The 22,456-nt window shown below is 73.1% G+C and carries 19 protein-coding genes; 8 read left to right on the top strand and 11 right to left on the bottom strand.

The genetic code is table 11. From position 1 onward, the window contains the following. Positions 1-764: 764 nt before the first annotated feature. Positions 765-2,396: an alpha/beta hydrolase gene (locus ACGF13_RS35065; protein WP_392883212.1), complete on the top strand. Its 1,632-nt coding sequence runs from the start codon at positions 765-767 to the stop codon at positions 2,394-2,396. A gap of 64 nt (positions 2,397-2,460) precedes the next feature. On the opposite strand, the gene ACGF13_RS35060 is transcribed toward ACGF13_RS35065, so the two are convergent. From ACGF13_RS35060 to ACGF13_RS35035, 6 genes are all read right to left on the bottom strand, one after another. After that, positions 2,461-5,733, bottom strand: coding sequence for a BTAD domain-containing putative transcriptional regulator (locus tag ACGF13_RS35060; protein ID WP_392883210.1), 3,273 nt, complete (start codon positions 5,731-5,733; stop codon positions 2,461-2,463). A gap of 42 nt (positions 5,734-5,775) precedes the next feature. Then, a complete protein-coding gene (locus ACGF13_RS35055) occupies positions 5,776-6,678 on the bottom strand; it encodes a lantibiotic dehydratase (RefSeq protein ID WP_392883208.1) in 903 nt (300 codons plus the stop codon). Between the two features lie 105 nt (positions 6,679-6,783). Then, entirely contained in the window at positions 6,784-6,990 is a 207-nt protein-coding gene (locus tag ACGF13_RS35050; RefSeq protein WP_392883206.1) for a thiazolylpeptide-type bacteriocin, read from the bottom strand. Positions 6,991-7,601: 611 nt separating this feature from the next. After that, the gene (locus ACGF13_RS35045) at positions 7,602-7,853 is read right to left on the bottom strand and encodes a hypothetical protein (protein WP_392883204.1); all 252 of its coding nucleotides are present in this window, start codon (positions 7,851-7,853) and stop codon (positions 7,602-7,604) included. A gap of 885 nt (positions 7,854-8,738) precedes the next feature. Continuing rightward, entirely contained in the window at positions 8,739-9,173 is a 435-nt protein-coding gene (locus ACGF13_RS35040; RefSeq protein ID WP_392883202.1) for a GNAT family N-acetyltransferase, read from the bottom strand. Then, a complete protein-coding gene (locus tag ACGF13_RS35035) occupies positions 9,163-9,444 on the bottom strand; it encodes a hypothetical protein (protein ID WP_392883200.1) in 282 nt (93 codons plus the stop codon). The genes ACGF13_RS35040 and ACGF13_RS35035 overlap by 11 nt, the downstream gene beginning before the upstream one ends. Before the next feature lie 438 nt (positions 9,445-9,882). Between ACGF13_RS35035 and ACGF13_RS35030 the strand changes: the two genes are divergently transcribed. Then, the gene (locus ACGF13_RS35030; protein ID WP_392883198.1) at positions 9,883-10,995 is read left to right on the top strand and encodes a hypothetical protein; all 1,113 of its coding nucleotides are present in this window, start codon (positions 9,883-9,885) and stop codon (positions 10,993-10,995) included. Between the two features lie 32 nt (positions 10,996-11,027). Here the strand turns inward: ACGF13_RS35030 and ACGF13_RS35025 are convergent, their stop codons facing one another. Both ACGF13_RS35025 and ACGF13_RS35020 read right to left on the bottom strand, forming a co-directional pair. Continuing rightward, a complete protein-coding gene (locus ACGF13_RS35025) occupies positions 11,028-11,432 on the bottom strand; it encodes a DoxX family protein (RefSeq protein ID WP_392883197.1) in 405 nt (134 codons plus the stop codon). Between the two features lie 535 nt (positions 11,433-11,967). After that, positions 11,968-12,513, bottom strand: a complete 546-nt coding sequence (locus ACGF13_RS35020) for a hypothetical protein (protein ID WP_392883196.1) — start codon at positions 12,511-12,513, stop codon at positions 11,968-11,970. Between ACGF13_RS35020 and ACGF13_RS35015 the strand changes: the two genes are divergently transcribed. After that, the gene (locus ACGF13_RS35015; protein WP_392883195.1) at positions 12,512-13,237 is read left to right on the top strand and encodes a hypothetical protein; all 726 of its coding nucleotides are present in this window, start codon (positions 12,512-12,514) and stop codon (positions 13,235-13,237) included. The genes ACGF13_RS35020 and ACGF13_RS35015 overlap by 2 nt on opposite strands. A 537-nt stretch (positions 13,238-13,774) precedes the next feature. Here the strand turns inward: ACGF13_RS35015 and ACGF13_RS35010 are convergent. The 3 genes from ACGF13_RS35010 to ACGF13_RS35000 form a co-directional block, all read right to left on the bottom strand. Continuing rightward, the gene (locus ACGF13_RS35010; protein WP_392883194.1) at positions 13,775-14,542 is read right to left on the bottom strand and encodes a hypothetical protein; all 768 of its coding nucleotides are present in this window, start codon (positions 14,540-14,542) and stop codon (positions 13,775-13,777) included. Positions 14,543-14,972: 430 nt separating this feature from the next. Next, entirely contained in the window at positions 14,973-15,251 is a 279-nt protein-coding gene (locus tag ACGF13_RS35005; protein WP_392883192.1) for a hypothetical protein, read from the bottom strand. A 208-nt stretch (positions 15,252-15,459) separates the two neighbouring features. Then, positions 15,460-16,650, bottom strand: a complete 1,191-nt coding sequence (locus ACGF13_RS35000; protein ID WP_392883190.1) for an alpha/beta hydrolase family protein — start codon at positions 16,648-16,650, stop codon at positions 15,460-15,462. A 167-nt stretch (positions 16,651-16,817) separates the two neighbouring features. On the opposite strand from ACGF13_RS35000, the gene ACGF13_RS34995 reads away from it, so the two are divergent. The 5 genes from ACGF13_RS34995 to ACGF13_RS34975 all read left to right on the top strand — a co-directional run bounded on the left by ACGF13_RS34995 (position 16,818) and on the right by ACGF13_RS34975 (position 21,870). Further along, positions 16,818-17,957: a sensor histidine kinase gene (locus ACGF13_RS34995; RefSeq protein WP_392883189.1), complete on the top strand. Its 1,140-nt coding sequence runs from the start codon at positions 16,818-16,820 to the stop codon at positions 17,955-17,957. Continuing rightward, positions 17,954-18,697, top strand: coding sequence for a response regulator (locus ACGF13_RS34990; RefSeq protein ID WP_392883188.1), 744 nt, complete (start codon positions 17,954-17,956; stop codon positions 18,695-18,697). The genes ACGF13_RS34995 and ACGF13_RS34990 overlap by 4 nt, the downstream gene beginning before the upstream one ends. Before the next feature lie 41 nt (positions 18,698-18,738). Further along, positions 18,739-19,002 (top strand): hypothetical protein, encoded by a 264-nt coding sequence (locus ACGF13_RS34985; protein WP_392883187.1) that lies wholly within the window; start codon positions 18,739-18,741, stop codon positions 19,000-19,002. Positions 19,003-19,370: 368 nt separating this feature from the next. Further along, positions 19,371-20,108, top strand: a complete 738-nt coding sequence (locus ACGF13_RS34980) for a VOC family protein (RefSeq protein ID WP_392883186.1) — start codon at positions 19,371-19,373, stop codon at positions 20,106-20,108. Between the two features lie 388 nt (positions 20,109-20,496). Beyond that, on the top strand, positions 20,497-21,870 hold the full coding sequence (locus ACGF13_RS34975; protein WP_392883184.1) for a Helicase associated domain protein: 1,374 nt from the start codon (positions 20,497-20,499) through the stop codon (positions 21,868-21,870). Positions 21,871-22,456: the final 586 nt, after the last annotated feature.

Genomic DNA, 22,456 nt, shown 5'->3' with positions numbered 1-22,456 from the left:
CGGCCATGGCAGCGATCTTTTCACCGCGGTAGGCACCCCGGGCAAGACTCACGTCCCCTCCCTGCCGCCGGCGAGACGGCGGCGCCACCAACGGTCAGAGCGCCACTGCCGTTCACCAGCAAAGGGATCCGGCAAAGTGCGCTGGACGTAGGCAGAGTCCAGTACAGCCACTCGGTGTCCCAGCTCCTCGCGGGCACGGGCAGGCAGCTCCCGCAGAACCTCATCGAGGACATCCCGCGCGTGACGCACATCGTCGAAGGAGCACCCACGGCACGAGCACTCCGCGTCCTGCGGGTACAGGGGGCGGCGCCCCGGTGACAGGGAGAACGCTCGATACCGCCACAACGCCCGATCCGTGGCACCGGGGTACACGTAGTAGTCGGCCGACCGTCTCTCGACCCGATGTACCGCCAGGCTGGTGCGAGTCGAGAGCCATGGGATGCGGTCTGGTGGCGGGTCGCCCCAGGCGCGCGGGTCATGTCGTTGGTCGGCACGGAGCCTGCCGGGCCGTCTACGCGGCATGGGCCTTTCGGTCTGCGGTCATGCAGATCATCATGCCGGCACCCTGGTGCAACGGGACAGCCCTTGGGTGCGCCCTCCCGGCGTCCGCAAGTGCCCACGCCCTGCCGAACGGTGCCTGAGCCGCTGCCAGCGGGATGCCAGCGCTCTGCCAGCGAGGTGCGGAACTGTCCGACGTGCCGGACGGTGCGCCGCGACCGAGGAGCGCGAACGACCGTCCGGCCCGTTGACGAAAGGGCACTCGCGTGACTTGCACCTCCCCTTCCTCCGGCCCCGCGGCAGACCCACGCCGGCCCGAGGCCGCCCCCGCCGTAGTCCGACGCCCGGCGGCCTCGTGGAGGCTGGGCGCGGGCATCGCCGCGGCTGCGCTGCTGGCGGCCGTCTGCCCGGCGACCGCCGTGGCCGCGCCGGACACCGCTCCAGCGCCGCGACTGGCCTGGGCAACGTGCGCGGACGGTTTCGAATGCGCGACCGCGCGGGTCCCGCTCGACCACCACGACCCGCGCGGCGCCGGCATCGACCTCGCCGTCATCCGGCACCCGGCGGACGACCAGGCCCACCGGATCGGCTCGCTCTTCTACAACCCCGGCGGCCCGGCCGTGGCCGGCACCCTGGCCCTGCCCCTGATGCTCGGCCAGTTCCCCGAACAGGTGCGCAAGCGCTTCGACATCGTCAGCTTCGACCCGCGCGGCACCGGCGCCAGCGCACCCGTCCAGTGCTTCGACAACCCCGCCGACGAGCAGGCCCTGCTGGCCGGCACGGCCGCCGGCTACCCCGAGGGCGCGGAGCAACAGAACACCTGGGCCGACGCCTACCAGCGCCTCGCCCGGCAGTGCGCGGCCCGCAACCCCGACCTGCTGCCGCACATCTCCACCGCCAACGTGGCCCGGGACATGGACCTGCTCCGCCGCGCGGTCGGCGACCGCCGGCTCAGCTACCTGGGCACCTCGTACGGCAGCTACCTCGGCGCCACCTACGCCAACCTGTTCCCCGATCGGGTGCGCGCCATGGTCCTCGACAGTGCCCCGGACCCGGTGGCCTGGTCGACCGGCCGCGGAGACCAGGCCACCACCACGGGCACCCTGCTGCGCAACGGCAGCGACGTGGCCGCCTCCCGCGTCCTGGACGCCTTCCTCGACCAGTGCGGCCAGGCCGGCACCCAGACCTGCGCCTTCTCCGCCGGGACGGCCGCCGCCACCCGGGCCAGGTACGGCGAGCTGCTCCAGCGGCTGCGCACCCGGCCGGTCGCGGTCGACGGCATGACCTACACCGCCGGCTCGGCCCTGGAAGCGACGATCATCTCGCTCTACGCCACCAACCCCGCCCCGGGCATTCCCGACACCGGCTGGAGCCACCTCGGCACCAGGCTCCAGACGCTGTGGGCCGCCACCGAGGCCCCCGCCACGCCGGGCACTCCGCTGCCGCCCGTCCTGCGCCAGTCGCCGGACCAGGCGCTCGCGGTGGTCTGCTCGGACAGCGCCAACCCACCCGCCCGGGCCGACTACCCGGCCCTGGCCGTGTCCGCCCGGGCCCGCTCCGGCGAGGCCGGCCCGTACTTCGCCTGGACCGACGAGCGCTGCGCGGACTGGCCCGCCCGGGACCGCGACCGCTACGACGGCCCCTGGAACCACCCGACCGCCCGGCCGGTGCTGGTGGTCGCCAACACCGGTGACCCGGCCATGCCGTACGAAGGGTCCCGCGCGATGGCCCGCTCGCTCGCCCGCGCGCAGCTGCTGACCGTCGACGGCTACGGCCACACCGTGCTGGCCAACCCCAGTGACTGCGCCGCCCGGTACGAGACCCGATACCTGATCGACGGCATTCTGCCCGCCCCCGGTACGGTCTGTGCGCCGGCCAAACCGCCGTTCACCGGCTGATCGCACATCCGCTCGGCGCGCCACCCACCCGGGGCGGCGCGCCGGACGCCCTCCGAAGGGCTGGTCAGCCCGCCTCCAGGGCCAGCGACTCCGGCTGCGACAGCGCCCTGCCACGCTCCCAGGCGGCCCGGAAGCCGGCCTCCCCGAGGGCCTCGGAGCAGCCCTCCAGGACGGCCCGCAGTTCCGGGTCGCCCACGTCGTGGGCCCCGCGCAGGCCGTATGCCGCGCCCAGCGCCGCCGCACCGCGCGCTGCCTCGCCGCGCGCGAGGCAGTACTCGGCGAACCCCTCCAGGACGTCCGCCCGCACCGGCTGGTCGCCGCTGTCCGCGGCCAGTTGCAGGGCACGGCGGTGCAGCGGGCCGGCCGCGTCAGGCGCGCCGCGCCGCTGCTGGGTGCGGGCCAGACCGGTATGCAGCAGGGCCAGCAGGTGCAGCCGCGCCGGGGCGCCGGGCCCGGTCGCGGGCAGCTGCTCCAGCCGCCGCAGCACCTCATGCTGGCCGCGCAGCGCCGCCTCCAAGTCCCCCTCGCGCCGCGCGAGTTCGCCGAGCGCGTAGTGGGCGGCGGCCTGCTGTTGCGGGTCCCTGGCGTGTTCGGCGGTGGCCAGCGCGCGCTCCAGGTCGGCCCGGGCCGCGGCCGGTTCGCCGCAGCGTGCCCGCAGCCGGCCCGACAGCAGCAGCGACAGCGGCGCCTCGCCGGAGCCGCCCATCTCGGCGTCCCGTTCACCGGCCTCCGTCAGCGCCGCGAGGGCCTCCTCGGCGGCGCCGGTGACGGACAGCAGTGCGGCGAGCGTGACCAGCGCCAGGGCCAGCCCCCAGCGGTCGCCCACGGCGCGGAAGCCGTCGACCGAGGTCCGCAGGAAGTGCTCGGCGTGCCCGATCCGGCCCGCGCTCAACTCGACCCGGCCGAGCACCAGACGGGCGGCGGCCCGCATCCATCGATCGGGGTGCTCGGCGTACTGCTGCGCCGTCGTACCCACCGCGTCCGGCGGCCCCGCCATGGCGAGCAGCAGCGCGGCGGCCAGGGCGACCGGGTGATCGGCCTGCTGTGCCGTGACCAGTGCCGTGCCCATCGCCTCGGGCGGGATCGCGGCGTCACCGGTCTCCCGGAGTGGGGAGGTGAGCTGGGCCAGGATCACGCACCGGGCGTGCGCCTGCTCCAGACCGGGCGGCGGAGTGAAGCCGTGGGCGGCGAGAACGGCCGCCGTCCGCTCACCGGCCTCACGGCCCTGGCCGCGCATCAGCCAGGGCCAGGCCCGGGCGGCCGCCAGTCGCAGCGCGTGCTCCGGCGGGCCGACGGCGACCGCCCGGCCCAGTGCCGCGTTCAGGTTGCCCTGCTCCGCGTCCAGCCGGGCCAGCCAGCCGATCTGGCCGTCCGTCCGCAGCAGGGGTTCGGCGTTCTCGGCGAGCCCGACGAAACAGCGCAGGTGGGCGGCACCGGTTCGGCCGTCCTCGCCGGCTTCGACGAGCCGTTCCGCGGCGTACGCGCGAACCGTCTCCAGCAGCCGGTACCGCACCGCCCCGGGCTCCCGGCCGGCGGATGCGAGCAGGGGCGTGTCGACCAGGGACTTGTCGACCAGGGAGGTCAGCAGGTCCTCGACGGTCACCGGGTCGGGCGTCGGCCCGTCCGGCCAGTCGCCCGCGCAGACCAGGTGCGCGTCGGAGAGGGTCATCCCGCCGGCGAACACCGAGAGCCGTCGCAGCAGCACTCGCTCGTCCTCGTCGAGCAGCTCCCAGCTCCAGGCGACGACGGCGCGCAGCGTGCGGTGGCGGTCGGGGCCGGTGCGGGGGCCCCGGTCGAGCAGTCGGAGCCGGTCGTGCAGCCGGGCCGCGACCTGGCCGGGGCTCAGGGCCCGCAGCCGGGCCGCCGCCAGTTCGAGGGCCAGCGGCAGGCCGTCCAGTTCCCGGCAGATCCGGACGACCGGCTCGACGGTGTCGTGGTCCAACGCGAATCCGGGACGGGCCGCGGCGGCCCGCTCGGCGAACAGGGCGACGGCCGGGTGCGCGAGCGCCTCCTGCACGGTGGCGCCGGGCGCCGGTACGGCGAGCGGCGTCACAGGCCAGAGCTCCTCGCCGGGGACGCCGAGCGGTTCGCGGCTGGTGGCCAGCACGGTGAGCCGGGGTGCGGCGGCCAGCAGGCGGTGCGCCAGCAGGGCCGCGTCCTCGATCAGGTGCTCGCAGTTGTCCAGGACGAGCAGGACGTCACGTCCCTCCAGGGCTCGGACGATCCGCTCGACGGGGTCCCCGGACTGATCGCCGGCGGGCAGGCCGCCCGCCAGCGCCCCGGCCTCCGCCGGGCGGCAGACGGCGGCCAGCACGACCCGGGCCGCCGTGTCCGGGCCGTCGGCACCCGCGAGCTCGGCGAGCCGCACGTCCGTCGCGGGCGGCGCGGCCGCCGCGAGCGCGACCGCCAGCCGGGTCTTGCCGACGCCGCCCGGCCCGGTCAGCGTCACCAGACGGGAGCGACGCAGACGCTCCTGGACCACCGTCAGGGCCTCGTCGCGGCCGACCAGAGCGGTGAGCCAGGTGGGCAGCGCTGCCCGCCCGGCCGGGAACCCGCCCGGAACCGGGGCCGGAGCCGGCGTCGGCGACTGCGCGCCGGACAACACCCACAGGTGGACGTCCCGCAGTTCGGCGCACGGGTCGGCGCCCAGTTCCTCGGCCAGCGCCCGCCGGGTCCGATCGAACACCTCCAGCGCCGCCGCCTGCTGCCCGTCCGCGTGGAGCGCGCGCATCAGTCGGACGGCGGCCCGCTCGCGCAGCGGGTGGGTGACGCACAGTCCGGTGAGTTCGGCAACCAGCCGCGGCAGAGTGCCGGCCTCGCCGAGGGCGAGCAGGGCGTCGGCCCAGTCCTCGACAGCCGACAGCCGCAGCTCCGCCAGCCGGGCCGCCGGCGCGGCGGTGAATCCGGCGCCCCCGGCGTCCGCGAACGGTGCCCCGCGCCATAGTTCCAGCGCCCCGCCCAGCAGCGCGACCGCCTCGGTGAACCCGCCCGCCGCCAGCGCCGCCCGCCCCGCCGCCGCCCGACGCTCGAAGTCCCAGGCGTCCACGCTTGCCCGGGGCAGGTCGAGCAGGTACCCGGCAGGGTGCGAGCCGATGACGGGGCGGTCGGTGCCCAAAGCCCGGCGGAGCCGGGAGACCAGGGACTGCAGGGCGCCGGCCGGTTCCTCCGGCGGGGTGTCCTCCCAGAGGTCGTCCACCAGACGCTCCCGGGTGACCACGCGCCCGGGGTCGAGCGCCAGCCGGACCAGCAGCAGCCGGAGCCGGGCCCCGCCGATCTCGAAGGCCGTCCTGTCCCCACCCCGTACGACCTGCAGCGGCCCCAGAACCTTGATCCGCACCCCGCCCGCTCCTCGCTCAGCACCACCGATCAATCAAGATCATTATCCCGATGTCCGGGCGGCACCGAGCGCGGGGCGCTCAAGCGACCAGTCATGTTCGGAAGGTCGCCGGCCGCACCACCCGCGTGCGCCGGTAGTGGGCCGCCCGGCGTCGACGCGGGCGGCGCTGGTCATCCGGTGCGGCAGGCTCCGGCTGCGCCGGGGTTCGTCGAGCAGGGCGTCGACCAGCGCTGCGACGAGGGCCCGGTTCTCCCGGACGACCACGCGCGGGGCGGTCTGCGTCCCGTTCCCGCGCAGCTCGTCCGAGGCCCAGCCGACCGCCGTGAACCAGGACAGCGGGCTCGTCTTGCCGGTCGCCCGCAGCGCGTGGCGCAGTACGGCGGCCTCCTCCTTGTGTGCCCTGCCGCCCCGTTCCGGGTTCGCCGCCGAGGCGTTGACCACCGCACGCAGCAGGTCGGCGCTGCCCAGGGCGACGGCGCGCCGGAACGCGGGCTCGCGACACACCTTGGCCAGCGCGGCCCGTTCGGCCGCCAGCGCCGGCGCCACCGCCGCCGTGAGCTCGGCCAGCAGCAGGGCGTGTCGCCGCCTCAGCTCCAGCCAGTGCGCGAGCCGGGGGACCCGCACGGGCAGGTCCGCGAGCCGGTCGAGCTGCGCGGGGCGCGGCGCACGGCCGCCGTGCAGGGCCCGGCGCAGCGGGAGCACGACCCGCCGGTGGAACTCCTCGCCGTGCTCGGCCCGGCTGGCGTACAGATCGTCGCCGAGGGCGGGCCGCAGAGCGGCGTCGGCGGCCTCCACGGCGGTGAGCCGGGCCAGCAGGTCCCGCACGAGGCCGGACGGGGCGGACTGCGCGGCCCGGGTCAGCACCGTGGCGCGCACCAGCGCGTAGGCCGCGGTGACCGGTGGCGCGGGTGCCGATGCGGCCGGGGCCGGGGCGCGGTTGGGCACGGCGGAGGACCTCCGATGGGCGGGCGGACGAGGGAGGAACCCGGCGCGTCCGCACCGGAACGCGCCGGGTCCCGTGGGTGGTTCGGTGGTTCAGTCGCGCGATCCTCAGACGGCCGACGCCGACGGGTGGATGACGCTGGTCGCCGGCGGGTGGACGATGCTGGTGTTGGAGGAGGAGTTGCAGGAGCTGGAGGCGGGGCTGCTGGAGGCGCCGCCCTCCGGCAGCGCGATGCTGTCACGCAGCGCGGTGACGGTCAGCTCGCCCAGGTCGAGGTCGTCGAGCGCGAGGGCGTCCTGCAGCTGTTCGGACATGGAGGTCTCCCGGTTCTCGAAATGATGATGGTGACGCATCGTCAATTCGGCACGTTTTGGAGCGAGTTGGACTGGGCGTACGAGGGCGAACCCCGACAGGGCGGGCGTACCGGGCCAAGGCCGCGACCGGCAGTCCCGAGCGGATGCCGCGGACGTGCGCGGTCCCTCGTGGGCGAGCGGCTCGGATCGCTGCGACCCCCAGCCTTCGCGCCGCCCCGTGGGCCGAGTCTAGGTCGCGGCGGGCGCCGCCGAGCCGGACGGCCGGGACATTGGCCGGTAATCCGTTCCCGGCCCCGCCCGCGGCCGTACCCCCGGCGGGACGTTGCGGCGCCCGGTTCGCCCGCATGCGTACGGTCGTCCGACCCGACCGGATCCGGCCCGCACGCCGCCGGTGTGAGGGTCGGCCGGGGAGGCCCGCCGTCACAGTCCTGTCGAACGGTCCAGCTCGGCGTCCCGGAAGCGGACCGTCGGCTCCTCCGCCACGCGGCGCCCCCGCCGACCGCCGGGGCGGAACCGGAGCACACGCGCCCCGAGGGCCGGGCCACCGCAACGGCACCGCTCGAATCCCGGCCAGCCCCCTCGCGGCACCGGCCCGGGCCCCTCGGCGGCGGTCAGACGGCGGTGAAGCGGCGGGGCCCGCCGCCGGTGATGACGCGTCCGAAGCACGTGCCGGGCAGGTGGGCGGCGACCAGGAGGTCCCCGGAGGCGCCGGCCCGGTCGGCGATGCGGCTGCGCGCCGCGCGAGCGGCGGCCGGGTCGACGTCCCAGATCACCTGCCGGTCCGGCCCCTCGAACCGGACAACGGAGTGGAACACATCGCCCAGCGGCAGGGCCCGCTGGCCCTGGCCGGAGACCACGTACACGGCGGTGCCGGGGGTGCGAACGGCGTCCGGGCCGGGGGCGATGGTGAAGTCGCCGTCGGACGCTACGAGTCCGCGAAGGACGCCGAAGCCTCCGCCGGCCGTGCCGCTGCTTCCGCCTCCGCCGCCCGCACTGCGTCCCAGGCCGCGGCACGCGACGCTGGCAAGGCCACGGCCTCCGCGGCCCGCGCCCGGGTGTCCGCCAACCAGGCGCGCTGGTCCTCCATGGTGGCCCGTGAGGCCGCCACCGACGCCTACGCCTCCGTGACCGCGGCCGGCAAGGACGCCGGAGCGGCCCGACAGGCCGCCGACGGAAGCCTGGGGCTTCGTCGTGGAGAAGCAGCGTCAGGAACGCGCCGCCGAGCTGAAGGCCGAAGAGGAAGGCTGAGCCTGGGGTGTGCGCTCATCTGCTGGCGCCGCTTCTCACGGCCGGCCCGGGAGGCTCCTGCCCAGTAGCCATTCCCTGACGCTCGGGGAGCTGTCCAGGAGCTGGCTGACCTTCATGCCCTCGTCCTGTGAGGTGACTCTCGGAAGAGGAGCGAAGTCACCAGGAAGGACGTCCAACAGGCTCATCACGCGGTCTCCCGCATGAAGCGCGATAAGCAGTTCGCAGCGCAACTGACGTGGAACGCCGGGGCGGTGAGGCAGGCTGTTCCAAACGGCCGGCCACAGGTAGTGAATCCCATCGGGCGCAGCATTCGCCTGCACCCATGCCGGGTCCAATCGCTGGTTGAGCCGGAGCCCACATGCCCGTTCCTCAAGCCTGACCAGCGAGACCGTATCGAGGGCCTTCAACTCCCGAGGCACCGGCTCTTCCGAGTTCATCACTCCCATGCTGCCTGACAACACCCGGAACCGCCCCCTCGGAGATCATTTCGTTAGGAGTTCTTAGGCGATTGTGAACCGGTAGACCTTCGAATCCCTGGCCTGGAACCCTGCCCGCTCGTAGAGCCGATTCGCGGCCTGTCGTGATGCGCGGGACGTCAGGTCAACCGTTCGAGCACCAGCATCCTTCGCCAGTCGGACAGCCTCATCTGTCAGGGCTGCGCCGACCCCGTGCCCACGTGCGGCCGCATCGACGACCACATCCTCGATGCGCGCCCGCAAGCCGGACGGCAGCGGTGACATGACCAACGTCAGCGTGCCGACGATCACCCCATCGAGCCGGGCGACCAGCAGCGTGTTCGAGTTGCAGGTCACCATCCGGGCCACCGTGCCGTGGTCCAGCGGCTTGGCCGCTGTTGACAACTGCGGGAGTAGGCGCGCAAAGGCGTCCACCAACTCGTCATTCGTCTCGCGAACGATCTCAACGTCAACGCTCATGTGCCAAGACCATACCGAGCGCGCCTGGGAGCTGACGAAAACATGGGCTCACGCCCACAGCATCTCGTCGATACGGACCCTTCACCGGTTCCAGCACCGACGTGCGCGGCTCCGGCTTCTTGCGCGTCCTCGGCACGGGCGAGCGAAGCGCCTCCGCCACCGTGTTCCGGCTGACCTTGTAGCGCAGGGCCAGCTGCCGGCCCGAGACCATCGGGTCCTGACGTCGGTCCCGCCGGATCTTTTCGAACAGCAACTCGCGTGGCAAAGCCACCCTGGCCTCCTGACATGACCGTGATCAAGGGCCACAGCGTGTCGCGGCCAACCGGAGCAGTCGACGACATTGCTCCGAACGCGGCGTGTCGCACCCCTCAGCCAGGGTGGCTCTCAATCAACACATCGTGTCGGTCTCTCTGGAGGAGACGGAGGAGGCCGAGGTGCGACGGTTCGTCGTGGCAGTGTTCAACGCCGCCGCGGAGGAGAAGGTGGCCAGGGTCGAGCGGCAGGCTCTGGTACCGCAGGCAGAGACCGAAGGGGCGCCGACGAAACTCCCTGATCAGGGCCTATGTAGGCGCCGAGTGAGGCTTTTTCCCAGGCTGTACGTGATCGTTTCCCGCCCAGGGCGTCGGCACTCCCCTGGCAGGAGAGGGGTACGAGTGGGCAAACTCACTGCAGCGGCGGGGCTGTGATCTATCCCGGATAGACTCGTCGGATGCCGCTGACACGCCTGAACATGGTCGATGTGAGTGCTGTGATCGATCTCGCCGGTCCCGACGTTCACGTGTTTCCGGTAGCTGGCGCCTTGGTGGCACTCGGATCGGCAGCGATGGTGATCATTGCTGATCCGTTCCCGGATCCCGCGGACGGCGGGGTGTGGAACGACCAGGAGTTCCGCCTGATTGGCCCTGTTCCTGCGCCTGTCTACTCGCGGCTCGTGAAGCCGCTGCCTTTCACTGCAGTGAGCGATCAGACGGGACTACCGCTCCACCTTGCTGTGCGACTTGACGACGCTTGCCTGTACCTCGGTGTCGTCCAGGTCGGCATGTGCGAATACACCAGTGACGAACTCATCCGCTGCCGCCTGCGGATCGCCCCGCCATTGAGCCGCGAGGTCCTCACCAAGGTGCGGCCTCCGGCTGTCCCACCGGCCCTGCCTGGCATCGGATGGCTCGACCATGTGAAGACGGACCCTGGCCTTGCCTTGGAGCTCTTCGTAACCGGCTGGCACCCCGTCACTGAACGGCAGCCTCCCTTCACTGAGATACCCAAATCGCTTCCCTTGGCGCTTGCCCGCTTCTACCGCTTGGCCGGCGAACGCCCGGCCATCCGGGGCGGCCAGAACCGGATCAGGTCGGTCACAAGGTTGTCGACCGACAACCGGGGCGAGCGGCTCTTCTTCGCCGACGAGAACCACGGGGGTTGGGACTGGTCGATTCCCTGGGAGCTCGATGGTGAGGACACGGATCCGATCGTCTGGCTCACCGAGGACACCCAGCCGGTACCCGAGCAGGAGCCGCTCAGCGGATTCCTCCTGCAGTTCTCCCTCTACGAGGCCGCGATGACGGCCCCGTACAAGGCTTTCCCCCGCAACTTCCCCACGCAGTTGATCCCGAAGCTGGAGGCTTGCCTGCGTCGCGTGCCGCTGCGGCCGTTCCTCGCGCCCATTGTCCCCACTGACTTTCTCGTGGGACCCGGCGTCGTTGCCCACATCTCGCCGGACTGGCACAACGAGGACGAGGTCGACGTCTGGATCGGGGCCTGTCACCGCAGCGCGCTGGGCCCGCTTGGCGACCTGCACATCCCCTGGTCTCGATTCGACGGCTGACAGGGCACACCGGGCGTCCTTCAGGTCCCGGTCTAACGACGGAGGCCGAGCAGCTCGGCCGTCTCGGCGCGTCGGTTCCAGGCGATGACGGCCAGCGGCACCATGAAGAGGAACGGGGTCCCGGCGTTCTCCCCGTGCATTGCGGCGAGCTGGGTGACGAACGCGAACACCAGAAAGACGATGAGCGCCGTCGCGGCCGGCCCGGCCAGCCGTCCGACCAGTAGACCGATTGCCCCGGCGAGCTCCACCAGCCCGGTCAGGTACATGAACCAATGGCCCCAGCCGATGGCGTCGAAGACGGTCGTGGCGGCGGGGAGCGCGAGCAGCTTGGGCAGCGCGCTGGCCAGGGCGAAGAAGAGCGCGAGCAGGATCCGCAGCGTCCAGACCGTCCGGACGACGGCCTGGCTGGACTTCACGGCGGTGGCGGTGCTGGACATTTCAGGTCTCCCCGGGCAGCTGTCGTTGCTTTCTCGGATCTGACCGCCGCCACCATCCGAACTCATCGGTCCGGTGAGAGGAATTTTCTCCCCGGGGCAGGTGGCGCCCTGCGGGCTCTGCTCGGCCGGCGCCGCGACCAGCCGGTGACGCTGACGGCCCTGAGCCCGGCCGCAGGCGTGCGGGCCGAGGCGGTCGCCCGTGCTCAGCCACCGCAATTGCCGGTGTCGGGCCTTTCATGGATCACGGGCAACACGGCGGCGTCCAGGAAGATCCCTGACCGGTGACCGTGGTCGCCCGCCGTCCTGCCGGGGCCGGCCCGGTCGTTCGTCCCTGCCACCGAAGCCGCTGGACACACCATCCCGCCACCGGACTGCTCCCGCTGCCGCGACCTGCGCGCAGCGCTGCGCCTGGGCTGCCATCCCCGCCGCCGTCCGGCCGGTTCCCGGCGATACCGCCCACCGCCAAGCTCGACGCCCCGGACGAGCTGTGGCGCCTGGAGCCGGACCGGAACCGCTCCGAGCGCCGCCTGCTCGCCTACCTCGCCGCCGGCGGCACCCCATCGGCATCGCCGACCGCACCGGGCCCGGCGACGACCCCACGTTCCGGCCCGGCACCCGGCCGCGCAAGCAGGCGGGGGCCCATACCGACGGCAAGCCGACCGACCACCGGAGCGCGCTCCTGGACGCCCTGCACCAGCACACCGAGACCGTCACCGGCTGACCAGCGGTCGTGGTCACCGGGCGGCACGGCGGGCAGGAGGTGGGTGCTGTGTCCGGTGTCGGGCAGTGGGGTCCACCCTTCGTGGAGGAGGCCGGCCAAGGAGACGTAGCCGTGACGGCGGAGGCCTCGTTCGGCGGTGAGGTTGTCCCACTCGGTGGTGCCGGTGTCGAAGCGGAAGACGATGTCGCCGGTCGCGGTGTCCAGCCCGGAGACGAGCCATCCGGGGTGGGAGGTGTCGGGCGGGTAGGCCAAGGCGAGCAGCGCGGCGCTGGCGGTCGAGGTGGCGGTGCCAGCGTCCTGGGCAGGCACGAGTTGGGGTTGGCAGCCGGCCTCGACGGGGGTGTCGGTGGTGAGTTGCATGATGGTCGGCGTGACGAACGTTCCTCCGGATCGGATCCCAGGCTACGAGAGCGGCCGCCTCGCCCATCGCCCTGAGCTGCTCGAAGACCCGTTGTTCTGGCCGGGGCACCTCTATTCCTGCGCGCAGGGGGAGGAAACGGAGAAGCTCCTCTTCGGCGCCGATTACGAAGCGGCCCTGGACTTCCATCACCGGATGCTCGAGCGCCGGGACTGGCCCGTCTTCACCGTCCCGGTCAACGCGGGCTGCCGGCTGCACATCGTCTACCGCAACCTCGAAGACGATGCCGGCACCGACTACCTCCTGCACCATCCGGGCTGGGACCGCGCGGAATTGCTGGCCAGCGACGACGGCCACTTCATGGGCCCAGCCCTGTCGTGGCCCGAGCTGACGGCGGCGGCGGACAATGGCCCGGAAGGCGGCTCCACTATCGACCCCCACGCCCGCCTGCTGCTCCTGCTGCCCGCGTTCGGGGACGCGGCCGTGCCGGCCACGGCGGTGGAGCGGCTGGCGGCAGCACTGCGGGCCCGCACCGCGGTCGAACACCCCGAGCGCCTTGCGGCCGCCCTGCTGGACGACCAGGGCCAGTGCGGTCCGGTGCGCTGGACCACGGCCGCGTCCGGCCACCAGGTCAACGACGGCGGCTACTCCTACCGCAACCCAGCCAACGGCTTCGCCCTGCCGCCTGACCGGCTCGCCCGCGTGACGGCAGCACTGACCTCCTGAGCGGCCCCGAGGAGCGTGACCAGGCGGCTGGTCGTTGACGTGGTTCAGTCCGCTGCGGGCCAGGCAGAGGGCTCCTCGTACGTCTCGAACAAGAACCGGTACTCCCCGTCGTCGAGAAGGTTCCGGGGTACCCAGTAGCAGCTGTCACAGCAGGTCTTCACCCAGGGCATGATCCAGGTGCCGCAACAGTCATCCCAGATCCATACAACCCGCTTGCGGCCAGGGGCCGGGCAGCTCTGGCAGGTCGCGTCCGCCTCCCGCTGCGCCTCGCGGAGAATCTGGTGGGCCTCGGTCGGCGCGCCCTGCCAGGGGAAGCCCTTCCAGCACAACTGGCCGAACTTCTCCTCCCAGTGCGGCCTGGGGTGACCAGGCCAGTCGGGGCGGCTGAGGAGGAGGCCTCGACAGGCACCTTCCGCCGAAGGACCCGGCCCGACGCGCAAGGACGTCACCCCGGCCGGGCCGGCTCCGGTCAACCCTGCCTCCCTGCCCGCCCCCGCCCCGCCGGTCTGAGCGCCGCCGACGTCGCCGGCCCCCGGGTCAGTCCGGCAGGCCCGCGAACCCGGCGAGCAGTTCCTTCAGGGCCCGCTGCGCGGCCGGGTACGCCTCCTCTACGGCCGGGACGTCGGGCGCCGAGCCCGTCGGGGGGTAGTTCCCGCCGACCTTGGCCACCTCGACCAGGATCCGGCCCTTGGTGCCGTAGAACACGGCCTCGCCGTAGTCCAGGAACCCCTCACCGGACGGGCGGAGGGCCGTCAGGTCACCGTCCGGCGCGAGCCTCCCGTCCGGGCCGATGGTCCAGTTCGGCCCCTTCGGCGGGGCCGTGGCACCGGCGGCATCGGGCACCGACGCGCTGATCACGGCCACCTCCGGGCCGTCCGCGCCCATGGCGGCCCACGCGGCGGTCGCCACCCGCGCCGAGGCCCGCGAGGAGGAGTCCGCGGCCGCCACCGTGCGCGACCCGCACGCCTGACCCGCCGCCAGCAGGTCCGCGAGCAGCTTCGCCGTGTCCGCGCCGGGCGTGAGCACGTACACGCTCGCCCACATCCCGTCCGACTCCGCCGGGACCCGCAGCTCGTAGATCGCCGCGGGCACGGGCACCGTCGCCGACCCGATCCGGATCCTGTCATCGACCCGCACCCCGGACTTCGGCTGCTCCACCCGGCAGGGCGACAGGGCCAGCGGCTTCCCTTGCCCGGGGCGGAACACCTCGCCGCCGCGCAGCCCCGCCGTGCCCGGCACGTACACGGACTCGACGATCTGCCGAATGTGACCGGACCCGAACTCCGTGCCCTCGACATCGGCCACCGCAGTGGCCCCGGCCGCACCCGTACCGGTGCCGGGGCCCGTCGGGGACCCTCCCCCCGAACACCCGGCCGCCGCAAGGCAGGTAAGCCCCAAGACCGTTGCCAACCAAAGGCGTTCAGCGATCCGCATGGCCGCATGCTACCGCCGCCGCCCACCCGCCGTCCGGCCGGCGGCCAACGGCCAACCCGGCCGGACAACGGGCCCGCGCCGCCGGTGGACCATTTACCAGGCCCACGTCCACGGCCTCCGGGCGGCGTACGACACGTAGGACCCCGGCCATGCCGAGCAGCGACGGCTTCCCCACCCCTGCCTACGGCGACTGGCCGGGCCCGATTGCGTACACCGAACTCGGTCCCCGCGACACCCGGGTGGTCGAGGGCTTCCGTCACCACCACATTCCGGGCGCGATCGCCTTCCCACCAGGACGACGTCAGGCCCGCAGGTCCAGGGTGCCCGCCTCAAAGTCCGGCCGGAACGCCTCACTCGTCCAGGTGTTGTTCTTCGCCTGCACGACGCCGCCGCTGTGCGGCCAGTAGTCGTCTCCGGCCTGCACGATCCCGCCGGGGCTCGGATAGTAGTCGTCTTTCGCCTGCACGACGCCCCCGGTGCTCGGCCAGTGCTCTTGCCCCGCCGCGATGGCGGCGGCCGCCGCCAACACACCGGCCAGGACGGCCAGCGCGGCACCCTTCACGCGCAGCTTCTTCCTCATCCCCGTGATTCCCCTGCGAGTCTGCGGCCCGAATTCCGGCAGGCCCCCGTGACCGCAGTATCTCCGGAGCACCGGCCTCCGTCACCCGAATGTTCAGCGCTCCCGGATCACCTGATCAAGACACCGGGCAGGCTGCTGGCAGGCCTGCAGCGGTTCCGCGGCCTCGGTCGGCGACCGCGACGCCGGCCGGGACCGGCGCCAAAGGCGTTCACCGGGCGTAGTCGACCTCGGGGAAGCCGGGGGAGGGACCGTCGAGCAGCTGCCCCTGGCCGCGGAGGTGGAGGTCGAAGAAGGCCCGCGGGTAGGCGCGTTGGAACGCCTGTGCCCGGTGCCCGGGAATCGTCCCGACCTCTTCCTCCAGATCGGGCGGTGACATGCCCAGGAGAGGGGCGATCAGCGGCAGGATCAGCACGTCGTCGCCGAACGACTGGTGCGCGGCTCCCCGTACGGTCAGATGCAGGCGCCAGCCGCGCAGATGAGACCAGAACGCACGCAGGGCGGGGTTGCTCTCCATGCTGCCCTTGCCCGGGGTGTCCACGACCAGGAAGGGACGGTCGAGGCCGGCGTCCACCACCGGGCCCGCCGCGCCCCCGTCGAGGCTCGCTCCCGCCGTGATCCGCCCGTCGGTGAGCATCGTCGCGGCGGTGGTGGCGCCGCCCAGGGAGTGGCCGAACATTCCGACGCGCCGCAGGTCGAGCGCCCCGCGCATGCCTGTGGGCGGCGGGGTGCGGCAGACGCCGGGGTGACCGCCCGAGCGGAGGACGGCGAGCCGGTCCAGGACGAAGCGGATGTCGGCGGTACGGACCGCGAGGGCCTTGGCGTAGTCGCTGACCCCGCCCAGCGGATTCGTCTCGACGCGTCCACCGGGGAAGGCGACCGCCGCCGCGTCGTGGGTGTGGTCGACGGTGACCACCAGAAAGCCGTGACTGGCGAGGTCTTCCACGATGCCGGTGCCGAACGACCGTGACGCGTTGGCACCGGGAGAGTAGAGCACGACCGGCAGGGGGCCTGGTGGGCCGCCGACGGGAGCGCCCTCGTGGCCGTGGGTGCCTCCCAGCCGTACCCGGCCGGCGGGCAGGCCGAGGAGGCCCAGGTACCGGTCGGCCGCCGCCGGAGGCATCCAGGGAGCAGTGGGGCGGGCCGCGCCGCCGCGGGCGGGGTACCAGATGCTGATCATCAGCTCACGGCAGGGGCGGGAGGGCACCCAGGGGTCCGGCCGCGTGGTGTCGGCCAGGTGCAGCGCGACCGTACCCACCGGGTACGGCCCGTTCGGGGCGGGCAGCCGGAACCGCACGGGTTCCTCCTGCCCCGGGCGCGCGACGGCCGGCGGCGCGAGCGGACCCAGGGCCATGGCGGCGGTCAGTCCGGCGCACGAGGACAGCAGTGTTCTCCGATTCATGCGTTCCACTGTTCCGCCCGACGAGCCCGACGGCTTCGCCCCCGGGGAGGAACCCGGTGTCAGCCCAGGAGGGTACGACGGGCATCGGCCGCGCGGATGACTCAGCCTGCGAGATGACGTCCTCCGGGCTGACAGGCCCCGGGCCCCGCTCGGATAGCGTGGCCGGCATGGGCGATGGGCAGTCACGGCCGCTGGTGGCCGGACGTCTGCGGGACGGACAGTGGCACGGCGTGGACACGGTCGCGGCCGTGCTCCTCGCCCTGGCGTTCGGCGCGAGCGAGACGCGCAGCGGTGGCTGGGGCGCGGGAGCCGTGGCGGCGGTGGTCTGGCTGCCGGTCGCGGTACGGCGTAGATGGCCCGTCCGGGTTCTGTACACGGTCCTGGCCGGAGCGGTCTTCGCCATGGCGTTCACCGGATGGGAGGAGTCCTGGGTTCCCGTCGGGGCTGCCCTGTACACGGTGGCGGCGCGGGAACCGCGGCGCCGGTCCGCGACGGCGCTCGGCTGCTCGCTGGGTGCCGTCGCGGCGGCCATGGTCCTCGTACCGCGACCGGTCCCGGTCTCCGGGGCCGCGGGGGGCGTCGTCTTCGCGTCGTTGATGATGACCCTGCCCTGGCTGGTGGGCACCGCACTGAGAGAGCAGCGGTCGTACGCGGAACTCGCCGCCCGGCAGGCCGTGACGGACGAGCGCCTGCGGATCGCCCGCGAGCTCCACGACGTGGTGGCCCATCATCTGACGGTCATCGCGGTACGGGCCGAGGTGGCCCGTGCGGTGGCCTCCACCAACCCGCAGGAGGCCGAGCACACCCTCGCACTGGTCGGGACCGCGGGCCGGACGGCGCTCACCGAGATGCGCCGCATGCTCGGCGTTCTGCGATCACCCGGTGACGGAGCCGAGTTGGGGTCCGCCCCCGGCCTGGCGGACCTGCCCGCGCTCGCGGACGGCGCAGGCCCGCGCGTGGAGTTGTCCGTCGACCCGGGTCCACCGCTCCCCCCGGGTGTGGAACTGGCGGTCTACCGGATCGTTCAGGAAGCCCTCACCAATGCCGTCAGGCACGCGGGATCGGCGGACTGCCGGGTGAACCTGTCCCGGACGGGTCCCGAGGCGGTCGAGATCGAGGTCGTCAACGCCGCGCAGTCACGGATCCCGTCCTGGATCCCGTCCCGGCGTCCTGGCGGCGGGCACGGACTCATCGGGATGCGGGAGCGGGCGGCCATGTGCGGAGGGACCCTCTCCGCCGGCCCCCTGGCGACGGGCGGATTCCGGGTGCATGCGCGGCTGCCCTGCGGACCGGAGACAGCACGGTGAACCGGCCGGTCCGGGTTCTCATCGCCGACGACCAGGCGCTGTTGCGGGCGGGCTTCCGCCTGCTCATCGAGAGCGTGCCGGACCTCACCGTCGCGGGCGAGGCCGTCAGTGGCGAGCAGGCCGTCGAACTCGCCCTGCGGCTGCGGCCCGACGTCGTGCTGATGGACATCCGGATGCCGGGCATGGACGGCCTGGAGGCCACCCGGCGCATCTGCGCGGATCCGGACGCCGTCGGCACCCGCGTGCTGGTCCTCACCACGTTCGACCTGGACGAGTACGTGTACGCGGCACTGCGCGGCGGAGCCAGCGGGTTCCTCCTGAAGGACATCCTCCCCGCCGACCTGCTGACAGCCCTGCGGGTGGTCGCCTCCGGCGACGCCCTGCTCGCGCCCGCGGTCACCCGCCGCCTGATCCGCGAGTTCGCCGGACGCCACGAGCCGCGCCCGCGACTCACCCGGGAGCTGGCGGGCGTGACCCCACGGGAACGGGAAGTCCTCCGCCTGGTGGCCCGGGGACTGCCCAACCTCGCGATCGCCGAGCACCTGGGGCTGAGCATCGCGACCGTCAAGACACATGTCCGGCGGCTGCTGGCCAAGCTCCACGCCCATGACCGGGCCCAGATGGTCGTCATCGCCTACGAGACAGGCATGGTCACCGCAGGTGGGAACCCCCCGCCCACAGGCCGCCGCCCCACCGGCGGGGACGGCAGACCCGAAGGGGACACCCCCGGCGGTGCGTAGACTCCGCGCACGGCTTCCGCTACTTCGACGACCGCGACCTGTTGGGCTTCGTCGACGGCACCGAGAACCCGGTGGGCGGGGCGACGACCGGGTTCTCCTCGGCGGCCAGCCGCAGATCCGCCACCGCCGACCGCACCCCGGCGGCCGCCGTGCCGACCAGGACCACCAGCAGCCGCGGGAACGCCCTCCAGCACCGCTCCCACGCCCGGCCCGACCCGTCCTCGCCCGCCTTGCTCCCACACCCGGGCGCAGGCCGCCAGCTGCGCCGCGGTCTGCTCGTCGCCGGGGCCGGGGCGGCGGGGTGATGTCGACCAGAACGGCCCACGGGCCGCGGTGCGGGCGGATACCGTCGGCAGCGGCGGGCCGGCCCCTGGCCGCCCGGGGGCTGGGACAGACCCGGGACACCGCTGTCCCAGCACCGTCCCAGCGTGCCCGCTATGTCCGGTTCGCTAGGACGGTACCAGCCCGTTTCCCCAGGTCACGGCGTATCGCGCCTGGACCTGGGACAGCGAGAACGAAGAGCGAAGGAGTCCGGTGTGGCCCGTCTCATCGAAGTTTGACCAGTCGCAGCGAAGTTTGACGGCGGCTCGGTTGTCTCACCGAACTTTGACGGCGTCTCGGCGAAGTTTGACCGCGTACTTCTGGCTCTGGGCCCGGTTCTAGGATTTGCGGCATGGCAACAAGACTCGTGCAGATCAATATGAAGGCCCAGGACGACTCCGTGCTCGGCCGGTTCTGGGCGGAGGCACTCGGCTGGGGTGTCGACAGCGAGGCACCCGGCGTGACGAACCTCGAACCCGTGGGCTTCGACTACCCCGCCCCCACGGCCGTCTGCATCGACATCATCACCCGCCCCGAACCCAAGACGGTGAAGAACCGGGTGCACATCGACCTGGCCACCACCTCGGCCGCCCACCAGGCGGAGTTGGTCGCGCATCTGAAGGACCTCGGCGCGACCCTCGCTGATGTGGGCCAGGGCGATGTCCCCTGGACGGTCATGGCCGACCCGGAGGGCAACGAGTTCTGCGTCCTGGAACCCCGCCCCATCTACCGGGACACCGGGCCGATCGCCGCGGTGGTGGTTGACTGCGCCGACCCGCGCGCGATGGCCCGGTTCTGGGGCGAGGCGACGGACTGGACGGTGCACGAGGTCGCCGGCGACCACGCCTCCCTGCGCTCCACCCAAGGCGTCGGCCCCTACCTGGAGTTCGTGTGCACTCCCGATATCAAGAGCGGGTGGAATCGCGTCCACCTCGATGTCGCTCCCTACCTCGATGACGACCTGGCGGGAGAGGAATCCCGGCTGCGCGCCCTGGGCGCCACCGACCCTGGCATCGACCAGTCCTCGATCTCGTGGAAGATTCTGGTCGACCCGGAGGGCAACGAGTTCTGCCTCCTCAGCCCTCGCTGAGCCCGAGCGACGACTCCGTCCGGCTCGGGTCAGCGGCGAAGACGGCGTGGGGTCAGCGCAATGCCGCCAGAGACGGGGTGGCGTCCCCGGTGATCCAACGCGCCTCGTCGGACGCCAGGAAGGTCACGAGCGGGCCGAAAGCGCCGGAGCCCAGCGTCAAGGATCTCTCCAGGGCCCGCGTCCCACCACCCGTCAAGATCACCTGCCGGGCCGCCCGGACGGTCAAACTTCGCTGAGACTCGTCAAACAATGTTGAGACGGGTCAACCCCGCCCCGGTCCGGGAGCCGGCCCGCACGAGCGCCGCGCTGCTGCGCCTGCGCGACGCCGTTCTCGCGATCGGTCGCGAGCTGGACGAGCGAGGCCTGTGGCGGCGTGGAGCTGCGCCGGGTGATCACGTTCCATTCCCGGGTGTCGGGGGCGCGGGAGTTCGCCGACGGTCTGCCGGCGGCGGCCGCCCTGCTGAAGGACGCGGACCGTCCCGAGCGGTTGACGGCGCTCGCCGTGGCCGGCACCGACCGGCTCAAGGACCGCCGGGCCGCGTTCGCCGAGTTCAAGGCCTCCACCGGCGAGGACGGCGAGCAGTGCTGCATCATCTGCAACAGCCGGCTGCTGACCGAGGGCATCGACGTCGCCGCCGTCGACGCCGTCTGCTTCGCCGACCCCAAGTCGAGCGTGATCGACATCGTCCAGGCCGTCGGGCGGGCGCTGCGCCAGTCCTACCGGCAGGGCAAGGTGTCCTGGGGCGTCATCCCGGTCTACCTGCCGACCCCGGTGGTCGGTGACGACACGGCGGCCGCGGACCCGGCCGAGGTCCACGACGCTGGCGAGGCGGTGAAGGCCGAGGCGGACGCCGAGATCGAGGCCTCCTCCTTCCGCACGGTCTGGCGCGTCCTGCGCGCCCTGGCCGCGCATGATGCCCGGGTGGTCGGCCGGATCACCGAGCTGCGCGCCCACCGCGCCCAGCCGGCCCTGCTCACCACCACGGCCTCGGAGGACGGCGCGGCCGCCGAGGCTGGCGAAGCCGGAGACGAGGGGGAGCAGCCGCCGGCGCCGGTGGAGTCGCCGGTGGACTGGCTGCGGATCGATGCCCGCCGCCACGCGGCGCGGATCCTCCAGACGGTGAAGCTGCGCGCGTTCAACCCGCGCGCGGTCGAGTGGCAGCGCATGCACGCCGTCGCCGCCGCCTTCCACCTCCAGCACGGCCACCTCGACCCCACCGACAAGACGGCGCAAGCGGCCCTGATCTCCTGGCTCGACCGCCAGCGCCACCTGAACGGCCAGCACCTGCTCGACGCCGCCCGCGTCAGCGAGCTGGACGCGCTCGGCATGATCTGGTCCAAGCACGCCAACGCCTGGGAACGCGGCCACGCCTACGCCAAGGCCTTCGCCACCCAGCACGGCCACCTCGCGATCCCCGCCACCGAGAAGCTCGACGGCTACGCGGTCGGCGCGTGGATGCGCCGCCAGCGCAAGGCCGACAACCTCAGCCCCGACCAGGCCGCCAAGCTCGACGCCCTCGATGAGCTGTGGCGCCTGGAGCCGGACTGGAACCGCTCCTACCGCCGCCTGCTCGCCTACCTCGCCGCCGACGGCACCCTCACCGGCCCCGCCAACCGCACCGGCCTCGGCGACGACCCCGCCTTCCGCCCCGGCACCTGGCTGCGCAAGCAGGCGACGGCCCGCACCGGCGGCAAGCTGACCGAGCAGCAGACCGCGCTCCTGGACGCGCTCACCCGGCACGCCGAGACCGTCACCGGCTGACCCGCACCGCACCGCATCGACGCTGCCGTCCTGGCCGCAGCCGGGCCGGGCCTGGGGTTGCCCCGGGAGTTGCTCCGGACGTTGCCCCGGGCATTGCCCCGGAGGTTGCTTCGGGACAGTGCCGGTTGTCCCGCATCCGTGCTGGTCAGCGCGCGGGACAACCGCCTGCCGTCGTGTCTGCCGGGTGTGGTGGCGGTCTCAATGGCGGCCGCCCGGTGTTGACTCAGCGTGGTGGCGGTGGGCCGGTCGGTCATGTTGCCGGGGCCGGTGTGGTGAGTGCGCTCACACGGGAATGCGGTGTACGACGACGGATAGTGGTGTCCGTTTTGCGCCACTTTGAGACTATTTGGCGAGTGGTCGGAGAGTGTTTGCTCAGGCTGCGAGGGGTCAGCGGGGGCCGGCGCGCTGCGGGCGTCCACTCCTCGGGTCAACGCCGTCCGCCCATGGCTACGACGGTGGGTCGTAGCGAGGGGGTCTTGTCGGTGACCGGCCCCGCCTGGCAACAATTGCTGCATCAAGCCACACCGGCACCTGTCCCGCCGGTGAACGGCCTACCGCCAAGCCACGCCCCGCGACCGTTCGGCCC

This window comes from Kitasatospora sp. NPDC048286, assembly GCF_043201735.1.
In the GTDB taxonomy this organism is placed as follows: Bacteria; Actinomycetota; Actinomycetes; order Streptomycetales; family Streptomycetaceae; genus Kitasatospora.
Note: the sequence above shows the minus strand (reverse complement) of the source record. Positions and strands in the feature narration are given on the sequence as shown.

What these genes read in the sequence shown, in the direction of transcription:
- ACGF13_RS35050 (WP_392883206.1), bottom strand. Translation starts at nt 6,990, where the DNA reads ATGTCCGAACAGCTGCAGGACGCCCTCGCGCTCGACGACCTCGACCTG.
- ACGF13_RS35040 (WP_392883202.1), bottom strand. Translation starts at nt 9,173, where the DNA reads ATGAGCGTTGACGTTGAGATCGTTCGCGAGACGAATGACGAGTTGGTG.
- ACGF13_RS35030 (WP_392883198.1), top strand. Translation starts at nt 9,883, where the DNA reads ATGCCGCTGACACGCCTGAACATGGTCGATGTGAGTGCTGTGATCGAT.
- ACGF13_RS35025 (WP_392883197.1), bottom strand. Translation starts at nt 11,432, where the DNA reads ATGTCCAGCACCGCCACCGCCGTGAAGTCCAGCCAGGCCGTCGTCCGG.
- ACGF13_RS35015 (WP_392883195.1), top strand. Translation starts at nt 12,512, where the DNA reads ATGATGGTCGGCGTGACGAACGTTCCTCCGGATCGGATCCCAGGCTAC.
- ACGF13_RS35020 (WP_392883196.1), bottom strand. Translation starts at nt 12,513, where the DNA reads ATGCAACTCACCACCGACACCCCCGTCGAGGCCGGCTGCCAACCCCAA.
- ACGF13_RS35005 (WP_392883192.1), bottom strand. Translation starts at nt 15,251, where the DNA reads ATGAGGAAGAAGCTGCGCGTGAAGGGTGCCGCGCTGGCCGTCCTGGCC.
- ACGF13_RS35000 (WP_392883190.1), bottom strand. Translation starts at nt 16,650, where the DNA reads ATGAATCGGAGAACACTGCTGTCCTCGTGCGCCGGACTGACCGCCGCC.
- ACGF13_RS34995 (WP_392883189.1), top strand. Translation starts at nt 16,818, where the DNA reads ATGGGCGATGGGCAGTCACGGCCGCTGGTGGCCGGACGTCTGCGGGAC.
- ACGF13_RS34980 (WP_392883186.1), top strand. Translation starts at nt 19,371, where the DNA reads ATGGCAACAAGACTCGTGCAGATCAATATGAAGGCCCAGGACGACTCC.